Source organism: Longispora sp. NPDC051575, assembly GCF_040681875.1.
Taxonomy (GTDB): Bacteria; Actinomycetota; Actinomycetes; order Mycobacteriales; family Micromonosporaceae; genus Longispora.
Genome location: NZ_JBFAZP010000005.1, coordinates 652,058 through 675,622, shown reverse-complemented (window position 1 = coordinate 675,622; position 23,565 = coordinate 652,058). Strand labels below are relative to the sequence as shown.

The window sequence follows — 23,565 nt, the reverse complement described above, 5'->3', positions numbered from 1 at the left end:
TCCTCATGATGCGCCGCGTCGGGGGGTCCGTAGCGCCAGGTACGCCAATATTGCCGCCGCCAAGATCGCGCCGGCGACGCCGAGCAGCGGAAACACCAGTGAGGAGCTGGGGCTGACACCACTGGAGAGCGTGACCACGACCACCCCGAGAACGGCCGTGATCAACATCACCGCGACCGTTCGGGCAAACCACCTCAAAAGCACTGCGGGCAGAACCACGGCGTCGAGGGGTACCGCGGCCGCCAGCGCGCACGCCGAATGCTGGAGATACAGGGCACACGCGACGGCCACCAGCGCCGCCGTGGACCGGCCCCCGCCGTCCATCGCCGTACCGATGAACCACAGCGCCGCCGTGCTCAACTGCACCAGGGTCACGAACGGGCCGCCCGGCGCGAGCGCGACCACCGCCGCCAGCACCGAACCGGCCATCATCACCGGCCCGGTCAGCAACGTGCCCGGCAACGCGATCCCGAAGGCGCTCACCCCGGTCGCGAAGACGATCGCGCGCAGCAGGAGCGGGCCGGGGGCGATCCGGCTGATCGTCCGGGCCAGGTCGGTCAGGTTGCTCATCGCGCCGCCTTCTTCGCAGTCGCGCTCGGCGCGGTGGTCATCGCGGGCCCGCTGTCGAGGCCGGCGGCCACCGCGGCCCAGCCCCCGGTGCCGGCGGTCATCGCAGTCCCGCCGCTCGTGGTGCCGCCGCCAGCTGGGACATGTCCCGCAGCACCTGGTCCAGGCTGCCGGCGCCCGCCCAGGGCACCACCGGCACGCCGTGCTCCAGGAGCTGGCCGATCGTGTTCTCCCGCTCCAGCCGCCAGATCCGGTACCCCACGTCGCCCCACTCGCTCGACGAGGCCGGCCGCAGCATCGCCGGCAGGGTGTCCACCGCGACCACCGAGCGCCCCGCCCGGGCCAGCCGGGCCAGCAGGCCGGCGCTGCGGACCTCCAGCAGCGGGGTCAGCACCACGAACAGCGCGTTGCTGGACCGCAGGTGCCGGCTGAACATGCCCTCCAGCGGGTCGTACTCCGTGCCGCCCGGGTGCACGTCCAGCAGCCACTCCAGCGCCGCCAGGTGGTGCCGGCGACCGCTGCCCGGCCGCAGCCAGCGGGTCCGCGCGCCGTACTCCAGCATCGACACCCGGTCGCCACAGGACAGGTAGTGCTGGGCGATGCCCGCCGCCGCGCGGACCGTGGTGTCGAGCACTGAGGCCCGGGTACCCGGCTCGCCGTTCCTGCGGGGTCTGGTCGTCGCCTCCGCCTCGTGCAGCACGTCGAGGACCAGCACCACCTCGGCGTCGCGGTCCGACAGGGTGTGCGCGACGTGCAGTTCCCGGGTGCGCAGCGAGGTGCGCCAGTCGATCCGGCGCAGCCGGTCCCCCGGGGAGAACTGCCGGATGCCGGCCAGCTCGCCGCCGTCGCCGTACCGCCGGGACCGGTGCGCGCCCACCAGGCCGGCGGCCCGGGGCATCGCGTCGTCCGCCTTGAACGGCTCCGTCTTCGGGAACACCCGCAGCAGCAGCGGCTCGGCCACGATCGGCCGGCTCTGCAACATCGCGTCGCAGGCCACGGCGTGCACCTCCAGCGGCCCGACCGGCAGCCGGCCCCACCGCTCGGCGGTCCCGACCAGGTCCAGGTCGACGACGCCGAACGCCGGCACCGGGGTCAGGAACGGCCGGTCGCCGTTGGCCACCCGCAGCCACGGGGACAGTTCGGTGCGGATCACGGCCAGGTCGTACGGCGCGTGGTCGGGGTTGGCGACGCTGACCCGCACCTCGGCCTGCCCGCCCTCCGACAGGTACGGCGCGCTCGTGCCCACCACCGCGTCCGGCAACTGGCGCGGCCGGTTGCGCAGCGACACCGCCGCCCCGATCGCGAACGGCGCGGCCAGCACGATCAGGTCCCACCGGCTGGTCAGCGCGGCGACGACCAGCAGCACCGTGGTCATGGTGACGGCCCGGCGGAGCGCCCGGGTGGGCACCCAGTCCGAGTCGTCGGAGAGCCGGGCTACTGCCATTGCCGGGCCTCGCCGACCGGCACCTCCTCGGTCGCGTACCCGTACGACGGCAACGCGCCGCTCGCCGGGGTGGGCACCGCCTCGACCACCTCGCGGACCACCGTCTCCGGGTCCACCCGGCGCAGCCACATCTCGGGGCGCAGGGTGATCCGGTGCGACAGGGCGGCCACGGCCACGCCCTTGACGTCCTCGGGCACCACGTAGTCGCGGCCGGCGAGCACAGCGCGGGCCCGGGCGAGCAGCAGCAGGGCCAGGGAGCCACGCGGCGAAGCGCCGACCAGCACCCGGGTGTCGGAGCGGGTCGCGCCGACCAGCTCGACGACGTAGCGGGAGATGGACTCCTCGACGGTCACGTACTCGATGGCCTCCTGCATCGCCAGCAGCGTCGGCGCGTCCACCACCGGCTCGACCACGGCCTCCTCGCGGTGCCGGACCATGCGACGGTTCAGCACGTCCAGCTCCTCCTCGGCGGTCGGGTAGCCGAAGGACACCCGGAGCATGAACCGGTCGAGCTGGGCCTCCGGGAGCGGGTACGTGCCCTCGTGCTCGATCGGGTTCGCCGTGGCCAGCACGTGGAACGGGGCCGCCAGCCGGTACGTGGTGCCCTCGACGGACACCTGCTTCTCCTGCATGGCCTCCAGCAGCGCCGCCTGGGTCTTCGGGGGCGTCCGGTTGATCTCGTCGGCGAGCAGCAGGTTCGTGAACACCGGGCCGGGGCGGAACGTGAAGTCGTGGGTCCGCTGGTCGTACAGGAAGGAGCCCGTCACGTCGGCGGGCAGCAGGTCCGGGGTGAACTGGAGCCGGCGGAACTCGATGCCCAGCGCCTGCGCCATCGTCCGGGCCGTGAGCGTCTTGCCCAGCCCCGGCAGGTCCTCCAGCAGCACGTGCCCGCCGGCCAGGATGCCGGCCAGCACCAGCTCCAGCGAGTCGCGCTTGCCGACGACCACCGTGCCGACCCGGTCCAGGACAGCCTTGGCCAGCCGGCTGACCTCGTGCGGGGGCAGGTTCATAGCTCCTCCAACAGTTTCACCAGCTCCGACAGCTGAGCGTGGCCCGGTGCCCGCCGCTTCGGGGAGTCCAGGAAGTCGACTAGTCGCGGGCCGAGCAGTTCGTCGGCCCGCGCCGGGTGGGTGGCCCGGGTGATGCCGTGCCGCAGCCGCAGCCGCTCGTCGGCCAGCGCCGCGAACGCCGGCAGCAGGGCCCGGTTGAACTGTTCGCCGTCGCCGCGCACCCAGTCGAGGCGGTCCACCCAGCGCTTGGCGTCGGCGAAGGGCTTGTCCACGGTCCGGAAGCCCGACTCGCCGTGCGGCGTCGGCCGGTACCTCGGGAACGGGGCCGGGCGCAGCGCGCCGGCCAGCCGCCAGCTGACCACGATGGCCAGGAGGAACACGAACAGCAGCGGGTACGGCAGCGTGAAGCCCGTCGAGGCGATCACCAGCCAGGAGAACCCCGAGAGGACCGCCGTGACGAGTACGACCCGCAGCGCGGCCCCCAGCGGGGTCAGGCGGGCCTTCCGTCGGCGGACCGGCGCGGGCTCCGGCTCCGAACTGAACAGGTCGTCGATGCCGACGCTCACGCCGCCACCTCCCGGCTCAGCTCGTCGTGCAGCTGGGCGAGGGCGGCCCGGGCGCGCAGCCGCATGTCCTCGTCGACGACGTGCGGGGCGTAGCGGGCCAGCCGGTACAGCTCCACGAAGTCGCCCAGTACGCCGCCGGTCACGTGGTGCTCGGCGAGGAGCCGGCCCACCAGTTCCGTGGGGGTGTCCCCGGTCTGCCGGATCGTGCCCACCTCGGCGGCGGCGGCCTCCAGGCCCAGCCAGCAGGCGATCACGGCGCGTCGCGGGTCGCCCAGGTCGTCGAGCGCGTCCAGCCCGGCCTGCACCGCCGCCCGGACCTCCTCGGCCCGCGCCTCGGGCGTGGCGGCGACCGGGTTCAGCGCCGTGTACGGCCGGACCCGGATCCGGACGTTGTCCTTCACGACCGTCCACAGCACGGCGACCACGACCGAGACGAGGATCGCGGCGACCAGGCCCAGCACGGTCATCCACACCCAGTCCGGCAGGCCGCCGGCGGTGTCCCCGCCCGAGCCCGCCCCGTTGCCGTCGGGCGGGAGGGTGCCGTCGTCGACCGGGGTGTGGGACGGGCGGGCGGAGGGTCGGGTCAGCGGGGGCAGCTTCGTCGCCTGCACACCCGTACGGGCCGCTGCTGCCGCCACCGCGCCGAGCAACGCGACCACGACCACCAGCGGCCCCCAGCGCCAGAGCCACCGCGCGATGTCCACGTGGTCACCCTAAGCCCACCCCGCCAGGAGAGTGAGGCACGGCGCCGTAACAAGTTGCGCTCTGTACTGTCTCGTGTCGTGGAGATCGAACCCGCTCAGGCTCTGTTGGCCGCCGGCGCACTGATCAGCGACGCCGACGGGCGGGTGCTGCTCGTGAAGCCGACGTACAAGTCCGGGTGGGACCTGCCGGGCGGGTACGTGGACGAGGGCGAGAGCCCGCTGGAGGGCTGCGTGCGGGAGGTCCGGGAGGAGCTCGGGCTGGACCTGCCGTTGCGCGGCCCGCTCGTGGTCGACTGGTCGCCGAAGCGCCGGACCGGCAACCGGGTCATGTTCGTGTTCGACGGCGGGGAGCTGCCGGCCGGTGCGGTGCTGCGGCTCCAGGCGGAGGAGCTGTCGGAGCACCGCCATGTCGCGCGGGACGACCTCGACGGGTACCTGGGCCGCAGGCTGCTGCCCCGGGTCCTCGCCGCGCTGGACGCCCGGGCGGCGGGCACCACGGTGTACCTGGAGCACGGCAGGCCCCTGACGGGCTGACCCGCCCGTCAGGCCATCGACCACACGATGCCGTCGAGGATGTCGGACTCCGACGTGATCACCGACGTGGCCCCGGTGCGCTCCATGATGGTCCGCAGGATCAGCGCGCCGGCCACGATCACGTCTGCCCGGCCCGGGTGCATCACCGGGATGGCAAGCCGCTCGTCGTGGTCGGCCGCCGCGAGCTCGCCGGCGATCCGGGCGACCTCGGCGTAGGGGATGACGGCGTGGTGCAGCCGCTCCGGGTCGTACCCGTCGAGGTCGAGACTGATCGCCGCGACGGTCGTGACGGACCCGGCCAGGCCGACCAGCGTCGCGCCCCGGCCCCCGCCCACGGCCGCGAGGCCCCGGTCGACGGCGGCCGTGATGTCCACCAGCGCGGCGGCCAGCTCGGGGGTGCCCGGCGGGTCGCTGTGCAGGTGCCGCTCGGTCATCCGGACGCAGCCGATGTCCACGCTGATCGCGGCCTCGACGTCGCCGCTGCCGACCACGAACTCGGTGGAGCCGCCGCCGATGTCGACCACCAGGAACGGCGGCTCGGCCGCGAGCCCCCTGGCCGCGCCGGTGAACGACAGCCGGGCCTCCTCGTCGCCACTGACCACCTCGGGCTCGACCCCGATCGTGGCCCGGACCATGGCCGTGAAGTCGGCGGCGTTGGTGGCGTCCCGCGAGGCGCTGGTCGCGCACATCCGGATCTGCTCGGCCCCGAGCTCGGCGATCGTCGCCGCGTACTCCAGCAGGGCCAGCCGGGTGCGCTCGATCGCGGCCTCGGACAGCCGCCCGGTCCGGTCGACGCCCTCGCCGAGCCGGACGATCCGCATCTCGCGGCGCAGCGCGGTCAGGGTCTCGCCGTCGGTGTCGGCGACCAGCAGCCGGACGGAGTTGGTGCCGCAGTCGATCGCGGCGACGCGGCGGGTCACGCCGGGCCGTGCCGGTAGCGCTCGGCGGCGGCGAGGTGCGCGGCGTCGGTGCCGGGGGCGGTGGGCGCGGGATGCGTGCCCGGGGCGGACTCGGCGGCGGCGGTGACACACGGGCCCGCTGCCCACCACTCGCCCAGCCGGTCGCGGACCTCGTCCCCGAACGGGTTCACGCCCCGCCCGGCGGCGAGCGCGTGCCCGAGGTGCACGTGCAGGCACTTGACCCGCTCGGGCATCCCGCCGGCCGAGATGCCGGCGACCTCCGGGACGTGTTCGATGGCCTCGCGGCGGGCCAGGTAGTCCTGGTGCGCCCGCTCGTACCACGCGGCCAGCTCCGGATCCTCGGCGAGCCGGGCCTGCTGGTCCTTCATCAGCCCCTCGGACTCCAGGGTGCTCGCCCCGGCCGTGGCCTTCGGGCACGTCAGGTAGAACGTGGTCGGGAACGGGGTGCCGTCGGGGAGCCTCGGCGACGTCTCCACGACGTCGGGGTTGCCGCACGGGCAGCGGTGCGCGACGGCCCGGGTGCCCCGGGGTTCGCGACCGAGCTGCGCGGCGACCGCCGCCAGGTCCTGCTCGCTGACCATTCTTCTACTTTCGTCTGGGTTTGTCGGCTGCCTTGGTACTCGACCATAGCTTCCCGTACCAGGGGCCCTCACTCGCCGCCTTGCCCCGGTTGGAGCCGTCGCCGTCCGGCGCGCCCCCGGCCACCGTGTCGGTCACCCGGTAGGCGGTGTCGCCGGGCAGCACCAGCTGGAGCCGCTCGCGGGCCTGCTGTGCGAAGTACTGCGGGTCGTCCCACTTCTTGCGCTGCAGGGACAGCTTGTCAATCCGGGTCTGCTGCGCCTGCAACTGGTCCTCGACGCGGGCCATCTCGGCGTTCTGGGTGAGATAGGTGCGCACCGGGTACGCGTACGCCAGGACCAGGGTGGCCAGCAGGATGCCCAGGATGGCCGCGCGGCCGGTGAACTTGCGCTGCCGGGGCGGCCGGGTGCGTTGGGCGGCTCCGGGGGCGGCCGGGCGGCGCGCCGCGGCGGGGCGGGAGCCGGACCGGGCGGTCCGACGGCCCGGACCCTGCCGGCCAGGGGTGCGGCTCACGACACTCCTCAAGGGGGTGGGGTCCGTGCCCGGGACCGCTCCGACACGTCGCGTCGCGATCCCGGGCACGGGTATCCCTTCTAGCCTCGCATACGCGGGAACGCGGAGGCGCCCGCGTAACGCGCCGCCGAGTCCAGCTCCTCCTCGATCCGGAGCAGCTGGTTGTACTTCGCGACCCGCTCCGACCGCGCCGGGGCGCCGGTCTTGATCTGGCCACAGCCGAGCGCGACGGCCAGGTCCGCGATCGTGGTGTCCTCGGTCTCGCCGGACCGGTGGCTCATCATGGTGCGGAACCCGGCCCGGTGCGCCAGGTCCACGGCGTCCAGCGTCTCGGTGAGCGAACCGATCTGGTTGACCTTGACGAGGACCGCGTTGGCGGTCTTCTCGGCGATCCCCCGGGCGATCCGCTCCGGGTTGGTGACGAACAGGTCGTCGCCCACCAGCTGGGTACGGTCGCCGATCAGGGTGGTCAGCGCCTGCCAGCCGGCCCAGTCGTCCTCGTCCAGCGGGTCCTCGATCGACACGATCGGGTAGCTGTCGAGCAGGCCGGCGTAGTACTTGGCCATGTCGTCGGCCGACTTCTGCTGGCCCTCGAACGTGTACGCGCCGTCCTTGTGGAACTCGGTGGCCGCCACGTCCAGGGCGAGCGCGATGTCCGTACCCAGCGTGTAGCCGGCGTTGCCGACGGCCTCCGCGATCAGGTCCAGGGCGGCGGCGTTCGTCGGCAGGTTCGGGGCGAAGCCGCCCTCGTCGCCCAGGCCCGTGGACAGGCCCTTCTTCTTCAGCACGGCCTTCAGCGCGTGGTAGACCTCGACGCCGGAGCGCAGGGCCTCCTTGAAGGTCGGCGCGCCGATCGGAGCGATCATGAACTCCTGGACGTCCACGTTGCTGTCGGCGTGCGAACCGCCGTTGAGGATGTTCAGCATCGGGACCGGCAGCAGGTGCGCGTTCGGGCCGCCCAGGTAACGGAACAGCGGCAGTCCGGCGGAGTCCGCGGCGGCCTTGGCGACCGCGAGGGAGATGCCGAGGATCGCGTTCGCGCCCAGGTTCGCCTTGTTCGGGGTGCCGTCGAGGTCCAGCATCTTCTGGTCGATCGCGCGCTGGTCGGTCGCGTCGAAGCCGATCAGCTCCTCGGCGATCGTGGCGACGTTGTCCACGGCGTTTTCGACACCCTTGCCACCGTAACGACCGGTATCGCCGTCACGCAGCTCACATGCCTCGAACGCTCCTGTCGATGCCCCGGACGGCACGGCTGCCCGGGAGAACGTGCCGTCGTCCAGAAGTACCTCTACCTCGACGGTCGGATTGCCCCGAGAATCCAGGATCTCCCGGGCGGCGATGCCTTCAATCGTGGCCACGTGTGTCACTCCTCCGGTCGGGCGAATGAGGCCGCGCCGCTGCGGCCCAGGCCTTGTGAGACCCATCGCTGAGGGTAGCCACCCGCGCGGAACCGATTTGCAATGCCTCCCGGCACCAGGAAGGGTGGCGTCTATGCGTCGTTCGGCAGCCATACTTTTCGCGCTCGTGGCCCTCGCGGGGTGCACGCGGGCGGCGGAGGCCGGCCCCACCGACCCGGCCAGGTTGATCAACTCGTTCGCCGCCCAGCTCGACCAGGCGACGAAGCGGACATACACGGCGGAGTACCGGGTCGCCGACGGTGGGGCGGTGTCCGTCGCGCAGGCCCAGAAGCCGTTGCGGACCGCGTACACCCATCTCGGTGGTCGGATCGTGATCGCGCCCGAGGGCTTCACCACCTGCGAGGCCACCACCTGCGGCAAGCCCGCCCCCACCCCGGCGGCCGGCGTCCCGGTGGCCATCCCCGGCTTCCTGACGGCGGCCGACGCCCTGCGCCAGATCAGCTCCGCCTCGCTCACCGACCGGGGCGCGCTCACCTCGCACGACCGGACCATCGCCGGCCAGCACGCGCTGTGCCTGACGATCGGGACCCTCGACGCCTGCGTCACCGACCAGGGCGTGCTCGGCTCGTTCGTGGGCGAGGTCGACGGCGTGAAGATCGACATCATTCTCACCAGGTACGCCGAGTCGGTCACCGCCGACGCGTTCGCCACCTCGTGACCACCCGGCCGCCCGGTCCGCCCTCGGCGCGGCTCGTGCCCGGCACCGTCGGCGACCTCACCCCGCACGTCGGCGACTGGCTGCTGCCCGTGGCCGGGGACCGGCTCGGCATGCCCACCACGGTCACCGACCCGTTCGCGGAACTGCTCTACGTCGGCGAGTTCGACGGCCTGTCCGCCTGGGCCGCCGAGAGCCCCGTGGCCACCCTCCGCTGGCCAGAGCTCGCCCAGCGCCTCGACCGGGCCACCCTGTCCCTGGCCGGCCGCGCCCAGCAGCTCGTCGCGTGGCGGCGCACCCACCGGTACTGCGGGGCCTGCCGCGCCGAACTCGGCTACGAACCGCCGTACCCGTGGCCCCGGTGCACCGCGTGCGGCCTGCTCGTCCCGATGGCCCCGTGCCCCGTCGTCCTGGTCCTGATCCGGCGCGGCGACCGCGTCCTGCTCGCCCGGCACTCCTACGCGCACAGCGACATGTGGGCGCTCGTCGCCGGCTACGTCGAGTACGGCGAGACGCTGGAGGAGGCCGCCCGCCGCGAGGTGTGGGAGGAGGTCGGCGTCGAGATCGGCGACCTGACCTACGTCGACAGCCAGCCGTGGACGCTGTCCGGGCCGGGCACGCTGCTCGTCGGGTTCACCGCCGAATGGGTGGCGGGCGAGCCGACCGTGGACGGGGTGGAGCTGACGGCGGCCGAGTGGTTCGACGTGGCGGACCTGCCGGAGGCCGTGCCGCCGGAGTACTCCCTGGCCCGCTGGATGTTGGACGCCGCCCGCCCCTGACCGGGCCCGGGCGGCCGCCATCCGAGGCCGGGCCCGCCCGGCACACGAGGCCGGCCCCGGGCGGCCGACGGGCCCGCGCCCGGCACCGTGTCCGGTCCGGCGTCAGACGCCCAGCAGGTTCCGCAGGTGCCGGGGCGCCGGGCTCCCGTGCCCGAGCATCGCGTCGTGCCACGCCCGCACCGACGTCCCCTCCGGGCGCGCCGCCGCGATCGAGGCCATCTCGGTGTACCCGACGAAGTAGGTCGACAGCTGGGTGGACGTGAGCAGTGCCCGCCGCCACTTGCCGGCCGCCTCACCCTCCTCCTGGAAGCCCCGCTCCAGCATCAGGGCCATGCCCTCCGCCTCGGACAGGTCCTCGCAGTGCACCAGCTGGTCGAGCACCGCGTTGATCGCCATCCGGAGCTGCATCTTGAGCTGCATGAGCTTCACCGGGTGCCCGCCCCAGCCGGCGTCGGCCATCAGCTCCTCGGTGTAGACGGCCCAGCCCTCGGTGAACACGCCCGACCGGCACAGGGCCCGCGCGGCGCTGGAGCCCTGGAACCGCCGGCTGTGCGCGAGCTGGAGGTAGTGCCCCGGCATGGCCTCGTGCACGGCGAGGTTGCGCAGCATGTGGTTGTTGTACTCGCGGTAGAACGACTCGACCCGCTCCGGCGACCAGCTCTTCGGCGCGGGCGAGATCGCGAACGTGGTCGGCAGGTCGGCGGTCTCGAAGGCGCCGACGGGCATGCAGTACGCCACGGCGACGCCGCGCGCGAACTCCGGCATCTCCTCGATCACGAGCGCGTCGTCCACGAGGGTCACCAGGTCGCGCTCGCGGCAGAAGTCGGTCGCCTCGGCCGTGAACCGCCGGGACAGCTCCAGGATGGTGGTGTTGTCGGGCCGGTCCGCGCCGAGGGCGTCGAGGGCCTCCCGGACGGGCACGCCACCGCACAGGTCCACGAGCTGCGCGGTCGCGTCGTCCAGCGCCGTCATCGCCCGGTCCAGCAGCTGGCTGGCGGTGAGCTCGGTGTCCAGCGTGTACCAGAGCTTGCCCTCCCACAGCCGGCGGCCGAGCCGGGGGTCGCGCCCGGGCTCCTGCACGGCCGCGCGCAGCCAGCCGTCGAACTCCGCCAGCGCCGCCAGCGCGTCGTCGCGGGCCTTGTCCACGGCGACCCCGGGCGCCTGGGCCGCGAAGGCCGGCAGCTCGTCGCGCACCAGGGCCGCGACCCCGGCGAACTGGCCGATCGCCGTCTCCAGGTGCACGGTCGGGCAGTCCCGCAGGGTCTCCCGGGCGGTGGCCAGCGCGTCCGGCACGGCGCCGAGCCGCGCGGCCAGCACCTCCAGCCGGTCGGCGGCGGGCGCGAACTCGCTGAACAGCAGGCCGTGGATCAGGACGCCGGGGTTGTGCGCCAGCGGGTCCCACTCGTGCACCCGCACCTCGGTGAGGTCGAACAGCCGCCGGTCGACGGCGGTGCTCAGCTGGGCGTGGTCGACGAGGTCCTCGGGGTCGAGCACGTCGGCGTCGACCTGGGCCAGGGCGTTGGCCGCGTCGTGCAGCATCGCGGTGCGCGCGGCGACCCCGCCGGGCGAGAAGTCCGGCAGCCGGTCGTCGAGCCGGTGGTCGCCCGCGTAGAACGCGGTGACCGGGTCGGACTGCAGCAGGGCGTCCACGATCCGCCCGGCGAGGACTGGGAATTCCTGAGGCATGCGAAGACCCTACCGGTTCACCAGCTCCAGATGGTGGGTCAGAAACGCGTCCACCTCGTCGGCGGCGACGGCCGCGAAGAACTCCTTCGCGACGGGTTCCAGCTCCTCGCCCTGGTAGCCGCCGCCGGTGCCGATGTTGTGCCCCGGAAGTCGGATCAGCGTCATTCTGTCCTGGCCGATGCCGCGCAGCGCGAGGGCGAAGTCGAGGATCGAGGAGCCCCGGCCGTCGAAGGTGAGCGCGTCGCCGGCCGCGCCGACCACCGCGTCGAGCTTCCCCGGGCTGGTGAGCACGGACCGGCTCGTCGCCTGGCTGACCATGGCCCGGATGAACTGCTGCTGGTGGCGCTGCCGGCTGTAGTCGCCGCCCTCGATGTAGCGCTGGCGGACGTAGTCCAGGGCCTCGGAGGCGGACAGGTGGCGCTGGCCCGGCTCGTACACCCGGCGGGGCGGGTCGCCCGGGATCCGGTACCGGGGTTCGCCGTCCGGGGTCAGGTGGATCGACTCGACGCGCTGGTCGATGTACATGTCCACGCCGCCCAGCTCCTCGACGACCTTCTGGAACCCGGCGAAGTTGATCACGGCCCCGGCGTCGAAGCTCCGGATCCCGGTGTAGTCCGAGACCGTGCGGGCCAGCAGGCCGAACCCGCTGGCCACGTCGGCGGGCGCGCCCTCCCGGCGGCTGCCGTACATCATCGCGTGGGTCAGCTTGTCGTACCGGCTGCCGGTGAACTGGGCCCGCTCCCACGCCGGGATGTCGAGCAGCAGGTCCCGGGGCAGCGAGAACAGGTAGGCCCGGTCGAGTTCCCGGGGGACGTGCAGGATCAGCACGGAGTCGCCGCGCGGGGCCTCCTCCGGGTTCTCCGGGCGCGGGTCGATGCCGACGAGCAGGATGTTCAACGGGCCGGTGATGCCGGCCTTGCCGCTGCGGTCGGTGGTCAGCTCGGGCTGCCGGCCGAACAGGTCCGCGGTGTGCACGGAGCCCTCGATCCGGCGCTGGGCGGTGTGGCCGATGACGAGCGCACCCGCGCTGAGCAGGACGAGAACGCTGCCGAGGACCACACATGTCCAGGCCCACGCCGGTCCCCGAGTTTTTCGCACACTCCACGGACGCGCCGGGACGGCGAAAGGTTGCACCCGGGCCGACATTCAGTCGGCCGGCGGCGGATTCCGCTCGGCGTACTTGATCAGGTGCCAGTTCGCGATGATGTCCTCGAGGCCGGTCACCGTGACCCCTGCGAACACGTGCGGGTTGCGCCGGACCATCTTGTCCACGAAGTCGCCGGCCACGTCGTCGACCGTGAACCGCTCGTCCTCGGGCAGCTCCTCGCCGAGCCGGGCGTGCAGCAGCACCTGGAGCAGCACGTCGCCCAGTTCGTCGCGGAGGGACCGCATGTCGCCGGCCTCGATGGCGTCGAAGGCCTCGCGGGCCTCCTCCAGCAGGTACTTCGCGACGCTCGCGTGGGTCTGCTGCTGCCGCCACAGGTCCTCGACCCGCAGCCGGTCGGTGACCGCGACGGCGTCGAGCAGCCGGGCGCCCGGCGGGTCCCAGGAGCCGTAGCACAGCTCCAGGGTGGCCTGGTCGGGCTGGAGGAGCAGCTTACGGCCGAGGGCGCGGGCGAAGTCGCCGTCACCGGTGGGCCCCGCCAGCCAGACGAACGTGCCGTCGAGGGCGAGCAGGGCGTCGACGTCCGGCTCGCCGACCGTGATCTTGGCCCCGGCGTGCCGGAGCGCGTGGGTCTGCTCCGACTCCTGGCCGGCGAACACCGGGTACGCGCGGACCAGGTCCCACGCCTCGGCGGTCAGCAGGCCGGCCGGCAGCCGGGGCGAGGTGACGAGCAGAACGATCCGGCGGGTCATCGGCTAGCGCAGCAGGTTGGGGTCGGACGACGGGAGGTCGGTCACCGCGGCCTGGCCCGAGCCGAGGGGCACCTGGACGAGGCTGCCGCCGCCCTGGAGCTCCAGCACCCCGTACACGATGGGGCCGAACTTGGGGTTGACCTCGGTGGTGTGCTTGGCCTGGGCCCCGACCAGCAGGTCCCGGATGGCGATGGCCGGCGCGAGGGTGGCGGCCGGCAGCGACTGGCGCAGCTCGGCGACCTTCGTCGCGGGCGGGACGACCTGCATCCTGACGGCCTCGGCGAGCACGGCCTCGTAGTCCGCCTCGGTCGGCTGGACGGGCTTGGCCTTGGCGAGCGACGCCCGGTACGCGGTGGACTCGGCGATCACCCGGGCCAGCGTGCCGTTCTCGCCCAACTCGAAGCGCTTCGCGGCGGCGGCCACGTCCACGACGGGCTTGTCGAGCTTGCCGTCGGCGACCAGGGTCTTGCCCAGCTCGGCGATCAGCCACGAGCTGACGATCTGGTTGCGCAGCTGGGCCTCGCCGGCCTTGCCCTCGTTGGCCGGGTGGTGCTCGGCGTACTCCTTGACCATCCCGTCGACCTGCTTGATCGTCAGCTTGTCCTTGCCGACGTAGGCGGCGGTGTCCGGGGCCTGCTGGCACCCGGTCAGCGCGACGGCCCCGACGACGGCGATGGTGACGACGGCGAGTACCCGGCGACGGTTCACGTGCGCTCCTCCCAGAGCGGAGATGGTCCCCTGCATGATGCCAGTCGGGCGCGGACCCTAGTCGAGCAGGCTGGACAGGAACTCCCGGCACCACCGCATCAGCGGCACGTCCCGGAGCGGTTCGCCGCCCACCCGGCGGGTCGAGGGCCTGGGCAGGGAGATGGTGTCCGCCGCCTGCTTGTACACGGCCTCCGGGTAGAGGCGCTTGAGGCGCAGCTGCTTGGAGTCGGGCAGAGCAAGAGGACCGAACCGGACAAATTTACCCTGTACCGAAATGTCGGAGAGCCCGTACTCGCGGGCGGCGAGCCGCAGCCCCGCCACCTCGATCAGGTTCGCGACGGGCTCCGGCGGGTTGCCGTACCGGTCGCGGAGCTCGGCGGTGACCGCCTCCAGGCCGGGCAGGTCGCGCACCTCGGCCAGCTTGCGGTACATCTCCAGGCGGAGCCGCTCGGCCGCGATGTAGTCGTGCGGGATGTGCGCGTCCACCGGCAGGTCGACCTTGACGTCGGCCGGCTCCTCCTCGCCCGTGGCGCCCTTGAACGACGCGACCGCCTCGCCGACCATCCGGATGTACAGGTCGAAACCGACGCCCTCGATGTGCCCGGACTGCTCCCCGCCGAGCAGGTTGCCGGCGCCCCGGATCTCCAGGTCCTTCATCGCCACGAACATGCCGGCCCCGAGCTCGGTGTGCTGCGCGATCGTCGCGAGCCGCTCGTGGGCGTGCTCCGTGAGGGGCTTCTCCGGCGGGTACAGGAAATAGGCGTAGGCCCTTTCCCGCCCGCGCCCGACGCGGCCCCGGATCTGGTGCAGCTGGGACAGGCCCAGCAGGTCGGCGCGCTCCACGATCAGGGTGTTGGCGTTCGGGATGTCGATGCCCGACTCGATGATCGTGGTCGCGATCAGGACGTCGAACTCCTTCTCCCAGAAGCCGACCATGACCTTCTCCAGCGCGTCCTCGCCCATCTGGCCGTGCGCCGTGACGATCCGGGCCTCGGGGACGAGTTCGCGGAGCTTCTTCGCCGTGCGGTCGATCGACTCGACCCGGTTGTGCAGGTAGAACACCTGGCCGTCCCGGAGCAGCTCGCGCCGGATCGTGGCCGCGACCGTCTTCTCCTCGTACGCCGCGACCGAGGTCAGCACCGGGTGCCGCTCCTCCGGCGGGGTGGCGATCGTGGACATCTCCCGGATGCCGGTGATCGCCATCTCCAGGGTCCGCGGGATCGGGGTGGCCGACATGGCGAGCACGTCGACGTTGGTGCGCAGCGCCTTGAGGTGTTCCTTGTGCTCCACGCCGAACCGCTGCTCCTCGTCCACGATCACGAGGCCGAGCTGCTTGAACTTCGTGGACTGCGACAACAGCCGATGGGTACCGATCACGATGTCGGCGGAGCCGTTGGCCAGCGCCTCCAGGGCGAGAGTGGTCTCCTTCGGCGTCTGGAACCGCGACAGCTGCTTGATCGTCACCGGGAACTGGCTCATCCGCTCGGTGAACGTGTTGAAGTGCTGCTGGGCGAGCAGCGTCGTCGGCACCAGCACCGCGACCTGCTTGCCGTCCTGGACCGCCTTGAACGCGGCGCGCACCGCGATCTCCGTCTTGCCGTACCCGACGTCGCCGCAGATCAGCCTGTCCATCGGGACCTGCTTCTCCATGTCGCCCTTGACCTCGTCGATCGCGGACAGCTGGTCGGGGGTCTCCGTCCACGGGAACGCGTCCTCCAGCTCGCGCTGCCAGGGCGTGTCCGGGCCGAACGCGTGACCCTTCGAGTTCTGCCGGGCCGCGTACAGCTGGATGAGCTGGGCCGCGATCTCCCGGACCGCCTTGCGCGCGCGGGCCTTGGACTTCTGCCAGTCCGAGCCGCCCATCTTGTGCAGCGTCGGGTTCTCGCCGCCGACGTAACGCGAGAGCTGGTCGAGCTGGTCGGTGGGCACGAACAGCCGGTCGCCGGGCTGGTTCTTCTTCACCGGCGCGTACTCGAGGACCAGGTATTCCCGCTCCGCGCCGTTGACCGTGCGCTGGACCAGCTCCACGTACCGGCCGATGCCGTGCTGTTCGTGCACGACCAGGTCGCCGGCCCGCAGTTCGAGCGGGTCGATGGTGTTGCGCCGCCGGGACGGCATCTTGACCGCGTCCCGGTTCGTCGCGCCCCGGCCGCCGGTGATGTCGTTGCCGGTGACGATCGCGAGCTTGTTGCGCTCGTCGACGAGGCCGTGTTCCAGGTTGCCGGTGGTGACCGTGATCCGGCCGCGCTCCGGGACCGCGTCCAGCCGCGCCGCCGCGAGCGGACCGAGGTCGGCCTCGCGGAGCAGTTCGAGGGCGCGCTCGGCCGGACCGTGCCCGGCGAACACGAGCACCACCCGCCAGCCGTCGGCCGACCAGCGCCGCACGTCGCCCAGCAGGGCCGCGCCGTCGCCGTGGTACAGCGGGGCGGGCTGGGCCGTGGACTCCAGGCCGCCCAGGTCGCCGTCCTCCACGATGCCGAACGGGCTCAGCGACCACCAGCGCTGCCCCAGCTCCTGGGCGTGGTGCCGGACGTCGCCGAGGCTGCGGAACGTCGCCGCGCCGAGGTCGATCGGGGCCTGGCCGCCGAGCGCCGCCGCCGCCCAGCTGGCTTCGAGGAACTCCTCGGAGGTCCGCACCAGGTCGGCCGCCCGGCCCCGGATCCGCTCCGGGTCGCACAGCACGATGGTGGTGTCCGTGGGCAGGCAGTCCAGCAGCAGTTCGAGGCGGCCGGCGCCCAGGACCGGGGCCAGGGACTCCATGCCCTCGACCGCGATGCCCTCGGCGAGCTTCGCGCACATCTCCGCCAGCCCCGGATACGCACCTGCCAGCTCGGCGGCCCGGGCGCGCACCGTCGGGGTCAGCAGCAGCTCGCGGCACGGCGGCGCGACGAGCCCCTCGGCCTTGTCGAGCGAGCGCTGGTCGGCGACCGCGAAGTACCGGATCTCCTCGACGTCGTCGCCCCAGAACTCCACCCGCAGCGGGTGCTGTTCGGTGGGCGGGAAGATGTCCAGGATGCCGCCGCGCACCGCGAACTCGCCGCGCTTCTCGACCAGGTCCACCCGGTTGTACGCGATGTCGACCAGCCGGGTGACCGTGTTCTCCAGGTCGTACTGCCTGCCGGCGACCAGCTCGACCGGGTCCAGCCGGCCCAGGCCCTCCAACTGGGGCTGGAGCACGCTGCGCACCGGGGCGACGACAACTCGGACGTCGTTCGTCCGGGCCAGGCGGCGCAGCACCGCGAGCCGGCGGCCGACCGTGTCGGAGCGCGGGGACAGCCGCTCGTGCGGGAGGGTCTCCCAGGCCGGGAACAACTCGACCGTGTCTGCGGGGAGCAGGTCGCCCAGCGCCGCAGCCAGCTCTTCCGCCTCGCGGGTGGTGGCGGTGACGGCCAGGACGGTGCTGCCCGCTGTTGCCGCACCGGGCCCCCGGGTCGCTGAGGTGACCGCCGCGACACCGGGTTCCCGGTTCGTCGCGGCTGCCGCCGCGACGAACGGTCTGAGGGCCGGCGGGCCCGTCAGTTCCAGGTCCACGCCGCCCTGGCGGGCGAGGCGGACGACCGGATCGTCGAGGGTCGCGGCGAGCAGGCCAGCGAGCTGCATTGATCTACTCCAGGCACAGCGAAGAGCCCGGATTCGTGTACGAACCGGGGGAGGTACCCAGCCTAGCTCGGTCAGTACCGGACCGTGACGCGTCGCGCCGGCCCGTCGATCCGGACCTGGCCGCCGTACGGCAGGAGCTGCTGCGGGTCGGTGTGCCCGATGTCGAGGTTGTGCACGACGGGGACGCCCGGCGCGTACTCGGCGAGCGCCCGACGGACCGCCACCCGCTGCTCGACCACGTACTCGGGGACCCGGCTGTGCAGGTCACCGGCCCTCGGCCGCCCCACGAGCACACCCGCGAACTGGCCGAGGAGGCCGCGCTCGCCCATCAGCATCAGGGTCCGGTACACCTCGGTGGCGCTCGGCCGCTCCTCCGAGGTCTCCAGGAACAGGACGTGCCCGGAGTAGTCGTCCAGGAGGTGCGCGCCGACCCCCAGGTTCCAGCCGAGGATCTCCAGGCAGCCGCCCCACAGCCGGCCCTCGACCACGGTGTCCGCGTTGTCCCAGGTCCAGCCCTCGCCGGGCAGCAGGTCCGGTTCGGTCTCCAGGTGCGCGGGCTCGGCCCAGTCCCGGCTGATGTCGGTGAACCCCCGGGCCGGGGTCAGCTCGAACTCCCCACCCTCGAACAGCGCGGCCCGCCAGGAGGCCTCGGTCAGCGGGTCCAGGGCGCCGCCCCGGCCGAGTTCGACCATCACGCTGCCGCCGTGCACGCCGGAGACGCCCAGGGTGAACAGGTAGTTGAGGAGGTTCACGTTGTCGGAGTACCCCATGAAGAGTTTGGGGTTGGTTCTGAGCAGCTCCGGGTCGAGGTGCCTGAGCAGTTTGATCTGGTCCTCGCCGCCGATGGTCGAGATCACGCCCTTGATCTCCGGGTCCGCCCAGGCCGCGTGCAGGTCCCGGGCCCGGTCGGCGTGCGAGGACCGCAGCACCCGGGTCGTCGGGTACTCCACCGGCACCAGACCGAACACGTCCCGCAGCCGCCGCAGCCCCAGCTCGAACGGGTGCGGGAACAGCTCGGGGAGCCCGCCGGAGAGGGAGAGGACAGCGACCTGGTCGCCGGCGCGCAGCCGGGGCGGGGTGATCATCCCCCGAGCCTGCCAGCACCGTTCCGGGGGCGCCACGGAATTCAGGGCGGTCGCGGCCCACAGCGGTGGCCGGCCGGGTGGTCGCGGCCCGTGGCGGTGGCCGCCCCGGCGATCATGAAACAGGGCCAGCTGCGTGTTATTCCTCTTAACCGATATGTCAGCCCATAGGCTATCGGGGTGGAGGTGGCGAAATGAGCGACAAAAGCCCCAAGGGTGAGCCGGGTCCCGCCGAGAAGCCGACCCCGCCGCCTCCGCGCCGATCCGCGCCCGGCGGGAAGGCCGGCAAGGGCGGGCCGAAGGTCCCGGGCAGCACCGGGGCGGCCGGTCCCGGCGAGGCCACGGAGTCCATCCGGGGCAGTTCCGACGACGGCGTGGAACCCCTGCCGACTCCGTCGGAAGAGCCTCCGACGGGTACCGGGGCCGACGCGACCGATTCCGCCGCCGCCGGCTCGACCGACCCTGCCGGCGACCCGACCGAGCCGGCGGCGTCCCCCGACGCGACCGAGCCCGCGGCGGCCTCCGACCCGGCCCAGCCGGCCACGGTCCCGGGCACCGACTCCGCCGAGGCTCCCCTGCCGCCCGTCGCCACCGACTGCTGGCCGACCGGCGAGAAGGTGGACGGGGCGCCGCCCACCGCCGCCGGACTCAAGACCGAGGACCCGGGCGAGGAGCAGGAGGCCGGTGGCGCGATGGCCGCCGCTGCCGGCTTCCCCGCCGAGGCCGGCCCGCAGCCGGAGGACGCGGGGGACGACACCGAAGCCACTCCCGAGGTCCCGGCCGCCGCGACCGACAGCCCCACCGCCGGAGCGGACACCACCGACGCCCCCGACGCCTCCCCCGCCCCGGAGCCCGACACCGCAGCCGTAGCCGCCGCCGGAGCAGGGGCCGTGGCCGGAGCAGGGGCCGGAGCCGGAGCAGGGGCCGGAGCCGTGGCCGGAGCGGCAGCCGGAGCCCTCACCGAGGCAAAACCCAAGCCCTCCGAAACCGGCGGCAGCCACCGCAACGGCGCCAAGCGCGGCAAGCACGCCGCCCCCCGGCACCGGATCTGGCAGGCCCTCTGGTTCATCCCCGAGCCGGTCAACGACCGCTGGTGGCGGAGCTGGTTCTTCCGTTCGCTGCTGCTGCTCACCGGGGTGCTCCTCCTCACCGGCCTGTTCATCGGCTCCTACGTGGGCGCGCTGCACAACCCGGTCCCGAAGGACGTGCCGGTCGGCGTGGTCAAGGGCGACGCCACTGCCGCGAGTGTGCTGGCGAAGCTCCGGGAGAACGGCAACACCCTCAAGGCCGTCGAGTACTCCGACGCGGCCGCCGCGACGTCCGCGCTCCAGAAGCGCCGGGTCTACGCGGTCCTCACGTTCACCTCGGACGCGACCGAGCCCCCGAAGGCGGACCAGCCGGCGCCCGCGTCCGGGGCGGCGCTGACCGTGGCCACGGCGGCGAGCGCTTCGGCCGTGCAGGTGGTCACGGGCGTGCTGACCACGGCGCTGGACGCGGCGAACGTACCGGTCACGGTCACCGACATCGCCCCGCTGGACACGGAGGACCCGCACGGGCTGGCCCCGTTCTACCTGGTCGTGGGCTGGGTGGTCGGCGGGTACCTGGCCGCGACCGTCCTGGCGCTGTCCACCGGCACCGTGCCGCGCAACTTCGAGCGGGCGACCCTGCGGCTGGCCGCGCTGGCCGGGTTCGCCGCGCTGGCCGGCTTCATCGGCGCGCTGATCACCACGCACATCCTGGACCTGTGGCCCGACCATCTGCTCGGGTTGAGCGTCGCGGGCGCGCTGGTCGTGTTCGCCGCCGCGACGGCCGCCTCGGCGCTGTCGGGCTGGCTGGGCATGGCCGGTACCGGCGTGGCGATCCTGTTGTTCGTGATCCTCGGCAACCCGGGCTCGGGCGGCATCTACGCGCCCGAGCTGCTGCCGACGTTCTTCCGGGGCATGCACCACTGGGTGCTCCCCGGCCTGGGCACCGACCTGGCCCGCTCCGTCGTGTACTTCGACGCCAAGGGCCCCGGCCGCGCCGTCACCGGCCTGGTCGTCTACGCGGCGGTCGGCGTCCTCGGCCTGCTCGCCGCGACGACCGTGCTCGGCAAGAAAGGTGACCGGTGAGTAACCCAGGGAGAGACGCACGACACGGAGAACGGGCCCGCAGCTCCCGATAGGGTGAGGTCAATCCCGGACAGTGCGGTCAGGGCCCCACCCACCGGATCCTCGCGGCGCCCCCGTGCGCCCGCGTGGTCGTGCCGAAGGAGCCGTCCGTGCTCGAAGAAGACGCCGAACTCCGCGCCGACGTCCGCCGGCTGGGCACCCTGCTCGGCCAGGCCCTGGTCCGGCAGGAGGGTCCCGCGCTGCTCGACCTCGTCGAGGACGTCCGGGCGCTGGTCCGGTCCGACGCCGACACGGCCGCCGCCCGCCTGGAGGCCCTCGACGTCGCCACCGGCATCCAGCTGACCCGCGCGTTCGCGACGTACTTCCACCTGGCCAACGTGGCCGAGCAGACCCACCGGGGACGGGAGCTGCGCCGTCGCCGGGCGGCCGAGGGCGGCTGGCTCGACCAGGTGGCCCGGGCCATCACGGCGAAGAACGTGCCCCGTTCCGAGATCGCCCGCGCCGCCGAGCGGCTCGCCGTGCGGCCGGTGTTCACCGCGCACCCGACCGAGGCGGCCCGCCGGTCGATCCTCACCAAGCTGCGCGCCGTGGCCGACATCCTCGACGCCGAGGCCGCCCAGAAGGCGCAGGGCTTCGCGTCCGACGCCGACGAGCGGCTCGCCGAGCAGATCGACCTGCTCTGGCAGACCGACGAGCTGCGGCTGTCCCGGCCGGACCCGACGGACGAGGCCCGCAACGCGGTGTACTACCTCGCCGACCTGTACACCGAGGCCGCTCCCCAGGTGCTCACCGACCTGGCCAGCACCCTGGCAGGGCTGGGCGTGGAGCTGCCGCCGACCGCGCGGCCGTTGACGTTCGGCTCGTGGATCGGGGGCGACCGCGACGGCAACCCGTACGTGACCCCGCAGGTGACCCGGGACGTCCTGCTGTTGCAGCACGAGTACGGCATCCGCGCCGCCGAGAAGGCCATGGACGCGCTCCTCAACGAGTTGAGCGTGTCCCGCCGGCTCCGCCCGGTGAGCATCGACCTCGCGGCCAGCGTCGCCACGGACCTCGACCGGCTGCCCGAGCTGCCGGAACGGTTCCGCCGGGTGAACGCGGAGGAGCCGTACCGGCTGAAGATCCGGTGTATCAAGATCAAGCTCGCCAACACCCGGGAGCGGCTCGCGGCGGGCGCGGCGCACCGGCCGGGCCACGACTACCTGGGCGCGGACCAGCTGGTCACGGACCTGGAGCTGATCCGGGACTCGCTGGACCGCAACGGCGGGCACCTCGCGGCCGCCGGCCAGCTGAACTCCCTGATCCGGACCGTCGCCGCGTTCGGGCTGCGGCTGGCGACCCTCGACGTCCGGGAGCACGCCGACGCGCACCACGGCGTCCTGGCGCAGCTGTACGCGCACGTCGGCGAGGTCGACTACAAGGCTCTCGACCGCGAGCAGCGCACCGCCCTGCTGATCCGCGAGCTGTCCTCCCGCCGCCCGCTGTCCACCCCGGACACCCCGCTGGACGCGGCCGGCACGAAGACGCTCGGCGTGTTCCGGGCGATCCGCGCGGCCCGGGACCTGTTCGGCCCGGACATCGTCGAGTCCTACATCGTGTCCATGACCCAGGGCATCGACGACGTGCTCGCGGCCGTGGTGCTGGCCCGCGAGGCGGGGCTGACGGGCATCGGGTTCGTGCCGCTGCTGGAGACCCCGGCGGAGCTGTCGTCGGGCGGGGAGATCCTGGACGCGCTGCTCAGCGTCGCACCGTACCGGGCCCTGGTCGGGGACGTGCAGGAGGTGATGCTCGGCTACTCCGACTCGAACAAGGAGGCCGGCATCACGACCTCGCAGTGGGCCATCCACCAGGCCCAGCGCTCGCTGCGCGACGTGGCCGCCAAGCACGGGGTGCGGCTGCGGCTGTTCCACGGCCGGGGCGGCACGGTCGGGCGGGGCGGCGGTCCGACCCGGGAGGCGATCCTGGCCCAGCCGTACGGGACGCTCGACGGGGCGATCAAGGTGACGGAGCAGGGCGAGGTCATCTCGGACAAGTACACGCTGCCGGCGCTGGCCCGGGAGAACCTGGAGCTGTCGCTGGCCGCCGTGCTGGAGGCGTCCGTGCTGCACACCTCGCCCCGGCAGCCGTCGGCGTCCCTGGAGTCGTGGAACGCCGCGATGGACGTGGTGTCCGGCACCGCCTTCACGGCGTACCAGGGCCTGGTCAACGACCCCGAACTCCCCGCCTACTACTGGGCGGCCAGCCCCACCGAACTGCTCGGCGCGCTCAACATCGGTTCCCGGCCGGCGAAGCGCCCCGACGCGGGGGCCGGCCTCGGCGGGCTGCGCGCCATCCCGTGGGTGTTCGGCTGGACCCAGTCCCGCCAGATCGTCCCCGGCTGGTTCGGGGTCGGGTCGGGGCTCGCCGCCGCCCGCGCGGCCGGGCTGGGCGACCAGCTGGCCGAGATGTTCGAGCGCTGGGACTTCTTCCGGACGTACCTCTCGAACGTGGAGATGACCCTGGCGAAGACGGACCTGGCGATCACCCGGCGGTACGTGACCGAGCTGGTGCCCGCGCACCTGCACCGGTTCTACGACCAGATCGTCGCCGAGCACACGTCCACGGTGCGCGAGGTGCTCGCGATCACCGGGGAGTCGGAGCTGCTGGAGAACCAGCCGACCCTGCGCCGCACCCTGATGGTCCGCGACACGTACCTGGAGCCGCTGCACCACCTCCAGGTCGCGCTGCTCAAGCGGCACCGGCAGCAGCCCGACCCGCTGCTGGAGCGCGCGCTGCTGACCACGATCAACGGCATCGCGGCGGGGCTGCGGAACACAGGGTGAACCAGTGGTG

The 23,565-nt window shown here is 73.1% G+C and carries 18 protein-coding genes and 2 pseudogenes; 5 read left to right on the top strand and 15 right to left on the bottom strand.

Going from position 1 to position 23,565, the window contains the following annotated elements; all coding sequences use genetic code 11:
* Nucleotides 1-3: 3 nt before the first annotated feature.
* The 5 genes from AB0M43_RS17480 to AB0M43_RS17460 form a co-directional block, all read right to left on the bottom strand.
* On the bottom strand, nt 4-570 hold the full coding sequence (locus AB0M43_RS17480) for a hypothetical protein (RefSeq protein WP_363725702.1): 567 nt from the start codon (nt 568-570) through the stop codon (nt 4-6).
* Between the two features lie 97 nt (nt 571-667).
* Entirely contained in the window at nt 668-2,011 is a 1,344-nt protein-coding gene (locus AB0M43_RS17475; protein WP_363725700.1) for a DUF58 domain-containing protein, read from the bottom strand.
* Entirely contained in the window at nt 2,002-3,021 is a 1,020-nt protein-coding gene (locus AB0M43_RS17470; protein WP_363725698.1) for a MoxR family ATPase, read from the bottom strand. The genes AB0M43_RS17475 and AB0M43_RS17470 overlap by 10 nt, the downstream gene beginning before the upstream one ends.
* On the bottom strand, nt 3,018-3,587 hold the full coding sequence (locus AB0M43_RS17465; protein ID WP_363725696.1) for a hypothetical protein: 570 nt from the start codon (nt 3,585-3,587) through the stop codon (nt 3,018-3,020). The genes AB0M43_RS17470 and AB0M43_RS17465 overlap by 4 nt, the downstream gene beginning before the upstream one ends.
* Nucleotides 3,584-4,291 carry a DUF4129 domain-containing protein gene (locus AB0M43_RS17460; protein ID WP_363725694.1) on the bottom strand — a complete coding sequence of 236 codons (708 nt, stop codon included), beginning with the start codon at nt 4,289-4,291 and terminating at the stop codon, nt 3,584-3,586. The genes AB0M43_RS17465 and AB0M43_RS17460 overlap by 4 nt, the downstream gene beginning before the upstream one ends.
* A gap of 78 nt (nt 4,292-4,369) precedes the next feature.
* On the opposite strand from AB0M43_RS17460, the gene AB0M43_RS17455 reads away from it, so the two are divergent.
* Nucleotides 4,370-4,825 (top strand): NUDIX hydrolase, encoded by a 456-nt coding sequence (locus AB0M43_RS17455; RefSeq protein WP_363725692.1) that lies wholly within the window; start codon nt 4,370-4,372, stop codon nt 4,823-4,825.
* Nucleotides 4,826-4,833: 8 nt separating this feature from the next.
* Here the strand turns inward: AB0M43_RS17455 and AB0M43_RS17450 are convergent, their stop codons facing one another.
* From AB0M43_RS17450 to eno, 4 genes and pseudogenes are all read right to left on the bottom strand, one after another.
* Entirely contained in the window at nt 4,834-5,745 is a 912-nt protein-coding gene (locus AB0M43_RS17450) for a Ppx/GppA phosphatase family protein (protein ID WP_363725690.1), read from the bottom strand.
* 104 nt (nt 5,746-5,849) lie between these two features.
* Nucleotides 5,850-6,326: pseudogene (locus AB0M43_RS17445) on the bottom strand (DUF501 domain-containing protein); the annotation flags it as partial.
* 4 nt (nt 6,327-6,330) lie between these two features.
* Nucleotides 6,331-6,837: a septum formation initiator family protein gene (locus AB0M43_RS17440; RefSeq protein ID WP_363725688.1), complete on the bottom strand. Its 507-nt coding sequence runs from the start codon at nt 6,835-6,837 to the stop codon at nt 6,331-6,333.
* An 80-nt stretch (nt 6,838-6,917) separates the two neighbouring features.
* On the bottom strand, nt 6,918-8,195 hold the full coding sequence (eno, locus tag AB0M43_RS17435; protein ID WP_363725686.1) for a phosphopyruvate hydratase: 1,278 nt from the start codon (nt 8,193-8,195) through the stop codon (nt 6,918-6,920).
* A 133-nt stretch (nt 8,196-8,328) separates the two neighbouring features.
* Between eno and AB0M43_RS17430 the strand changes: the two genes are divergently transcribed.
* Both AB0M43_RS17430 and nudC read left to right on the top strand, forming a co-directional pair.
* The gene (locus AB0M43_RS17430; RefSeq protein WP_363725684.1) at nt 8,329-8,913 is read left to right on the top strand and encodes a hypothetical protein; all 585 of its coding nucleotides are present in this window, start codon (nt 8,329-8,331) and stop codon (nt 8,911-8,913) included.
* Nucleotides 8,910-9,689, top strand: a complete 780-nt coding sequence (gene nudC, locus AB0M43_RS17425) for an NAD(+) diphosphatase (RefSeq protein ID WP_363725682.1) — start codon at nt 8,910-8,912, stop codon at nt 9,687-9,689. Before AB0M43_RS17430 ends, nudC begins: the two co-directional genes overlap by 4 nt.
* A gap of 102 nt (nt 9,690-9,791) precedes the next feature.
* Here the strand turns inward: nudC and AB0M43_RS17420 are convergent, their stop codons facing one another.
* From AB0M43_RS17420 to AB0M43_RS17395, 6 genes and pseudogenes are all read right to left on the bottom strand, one after another.
* Nucleotides 9,792-11,375 (bottom strand): DUF885 domain-containing protein, encoded by a 1,584-nt coding sequence (locus AB0M43_RS17420; protein ID WP_363725680.1) that lies wholly within the window; start codon nt 11,373-11,375, stop codon nt 9,792-9,794.
* 9 nt (nt 11,376-11,384) lie between these two features.
* Nucleotides 11,385-12,434, bottom strand: a complete 1,050-nt coding sequence (locus tag AB0M43_RS17415) for an LCP family protein (protein WP_363725678.1) — start codon at nt 12,432-12,434, stop codon at nt 11,385-11,387.
* Nucleotides 12,435-12,542: 108 nt separating this feature from the next.
* Nucleotides 12,543-13,232 (bottom strand): annotated as a pseudogene (locus AB0M43_RS17410) (MazG family protein); the annotation flags it as partial.
* Between the two features lie 3 nt (nt 13,233-13,235).
* Entirely contained in the window at nt 13,236-13,940 is a 705-nt protein-coding gene (locus AB0M43_RS17405) for a hypothetical protein (protein ID WP_363725676.1), read from the bottom strand.
* Nucleotides 13,941-13,997: 57 nt separating this feature from the next.
* Entirely contained in the window at nt 13,998-17,540 is a 3,543-nt protein-coding gene (mfd, locus tag AB0M43_RS17400) for a transcription-repair coupling factor (protein WP_363725674.1), read from the bottom strand.
* Between the two features lie 71 nt (nt 17,541-17,611).
* Entirely contained in the window at nt 17,612-18,625 is a 1,014-nt protein-coding gene (locus AB0M43_RS17395) for a S66 peptidase family protein (protein WP_363725672.1), read from the bottom strand.
* Nucleotides 18,626-18,816: 191 nt separating this feature from the next.
* On the opposite strand from AB0M43_RS17395, the gene AB0M43_RS17390 reads away from it, so the two are divergent.
* Together AB0M43_RS17390 and ppc are read left to right on the top strand one after the other, a co-directional pair.
* The gene (locus AB0M43_RS17390) at nt 18,817-20,733 is read left to right on the top strand and encodes a hypothetical protein (RefSeq protein WP_363725670.1); all 1,917 of its coding nucleotides are present in this window, start codon (nt 18,817-18,819) and stop codon (nt 20,731-20,733) included.
* 149 nt (nt 20,734-20,882) lie between these two features.
* Nucleotides 20,883-23,555: a phosphoenolpyruvate carboxylase gene (ppc, locus tag AB0M43_RS17385; protein WP_363725669.1), complete on the top strand. Its 2,673-nt coding sequence runs from the start codon at nt 20,883-20,885 to the stop codon at nt 23,553-23,555.
* Nucleotides 23,556-23,565 lie beyond the last annotated feature (10 nt).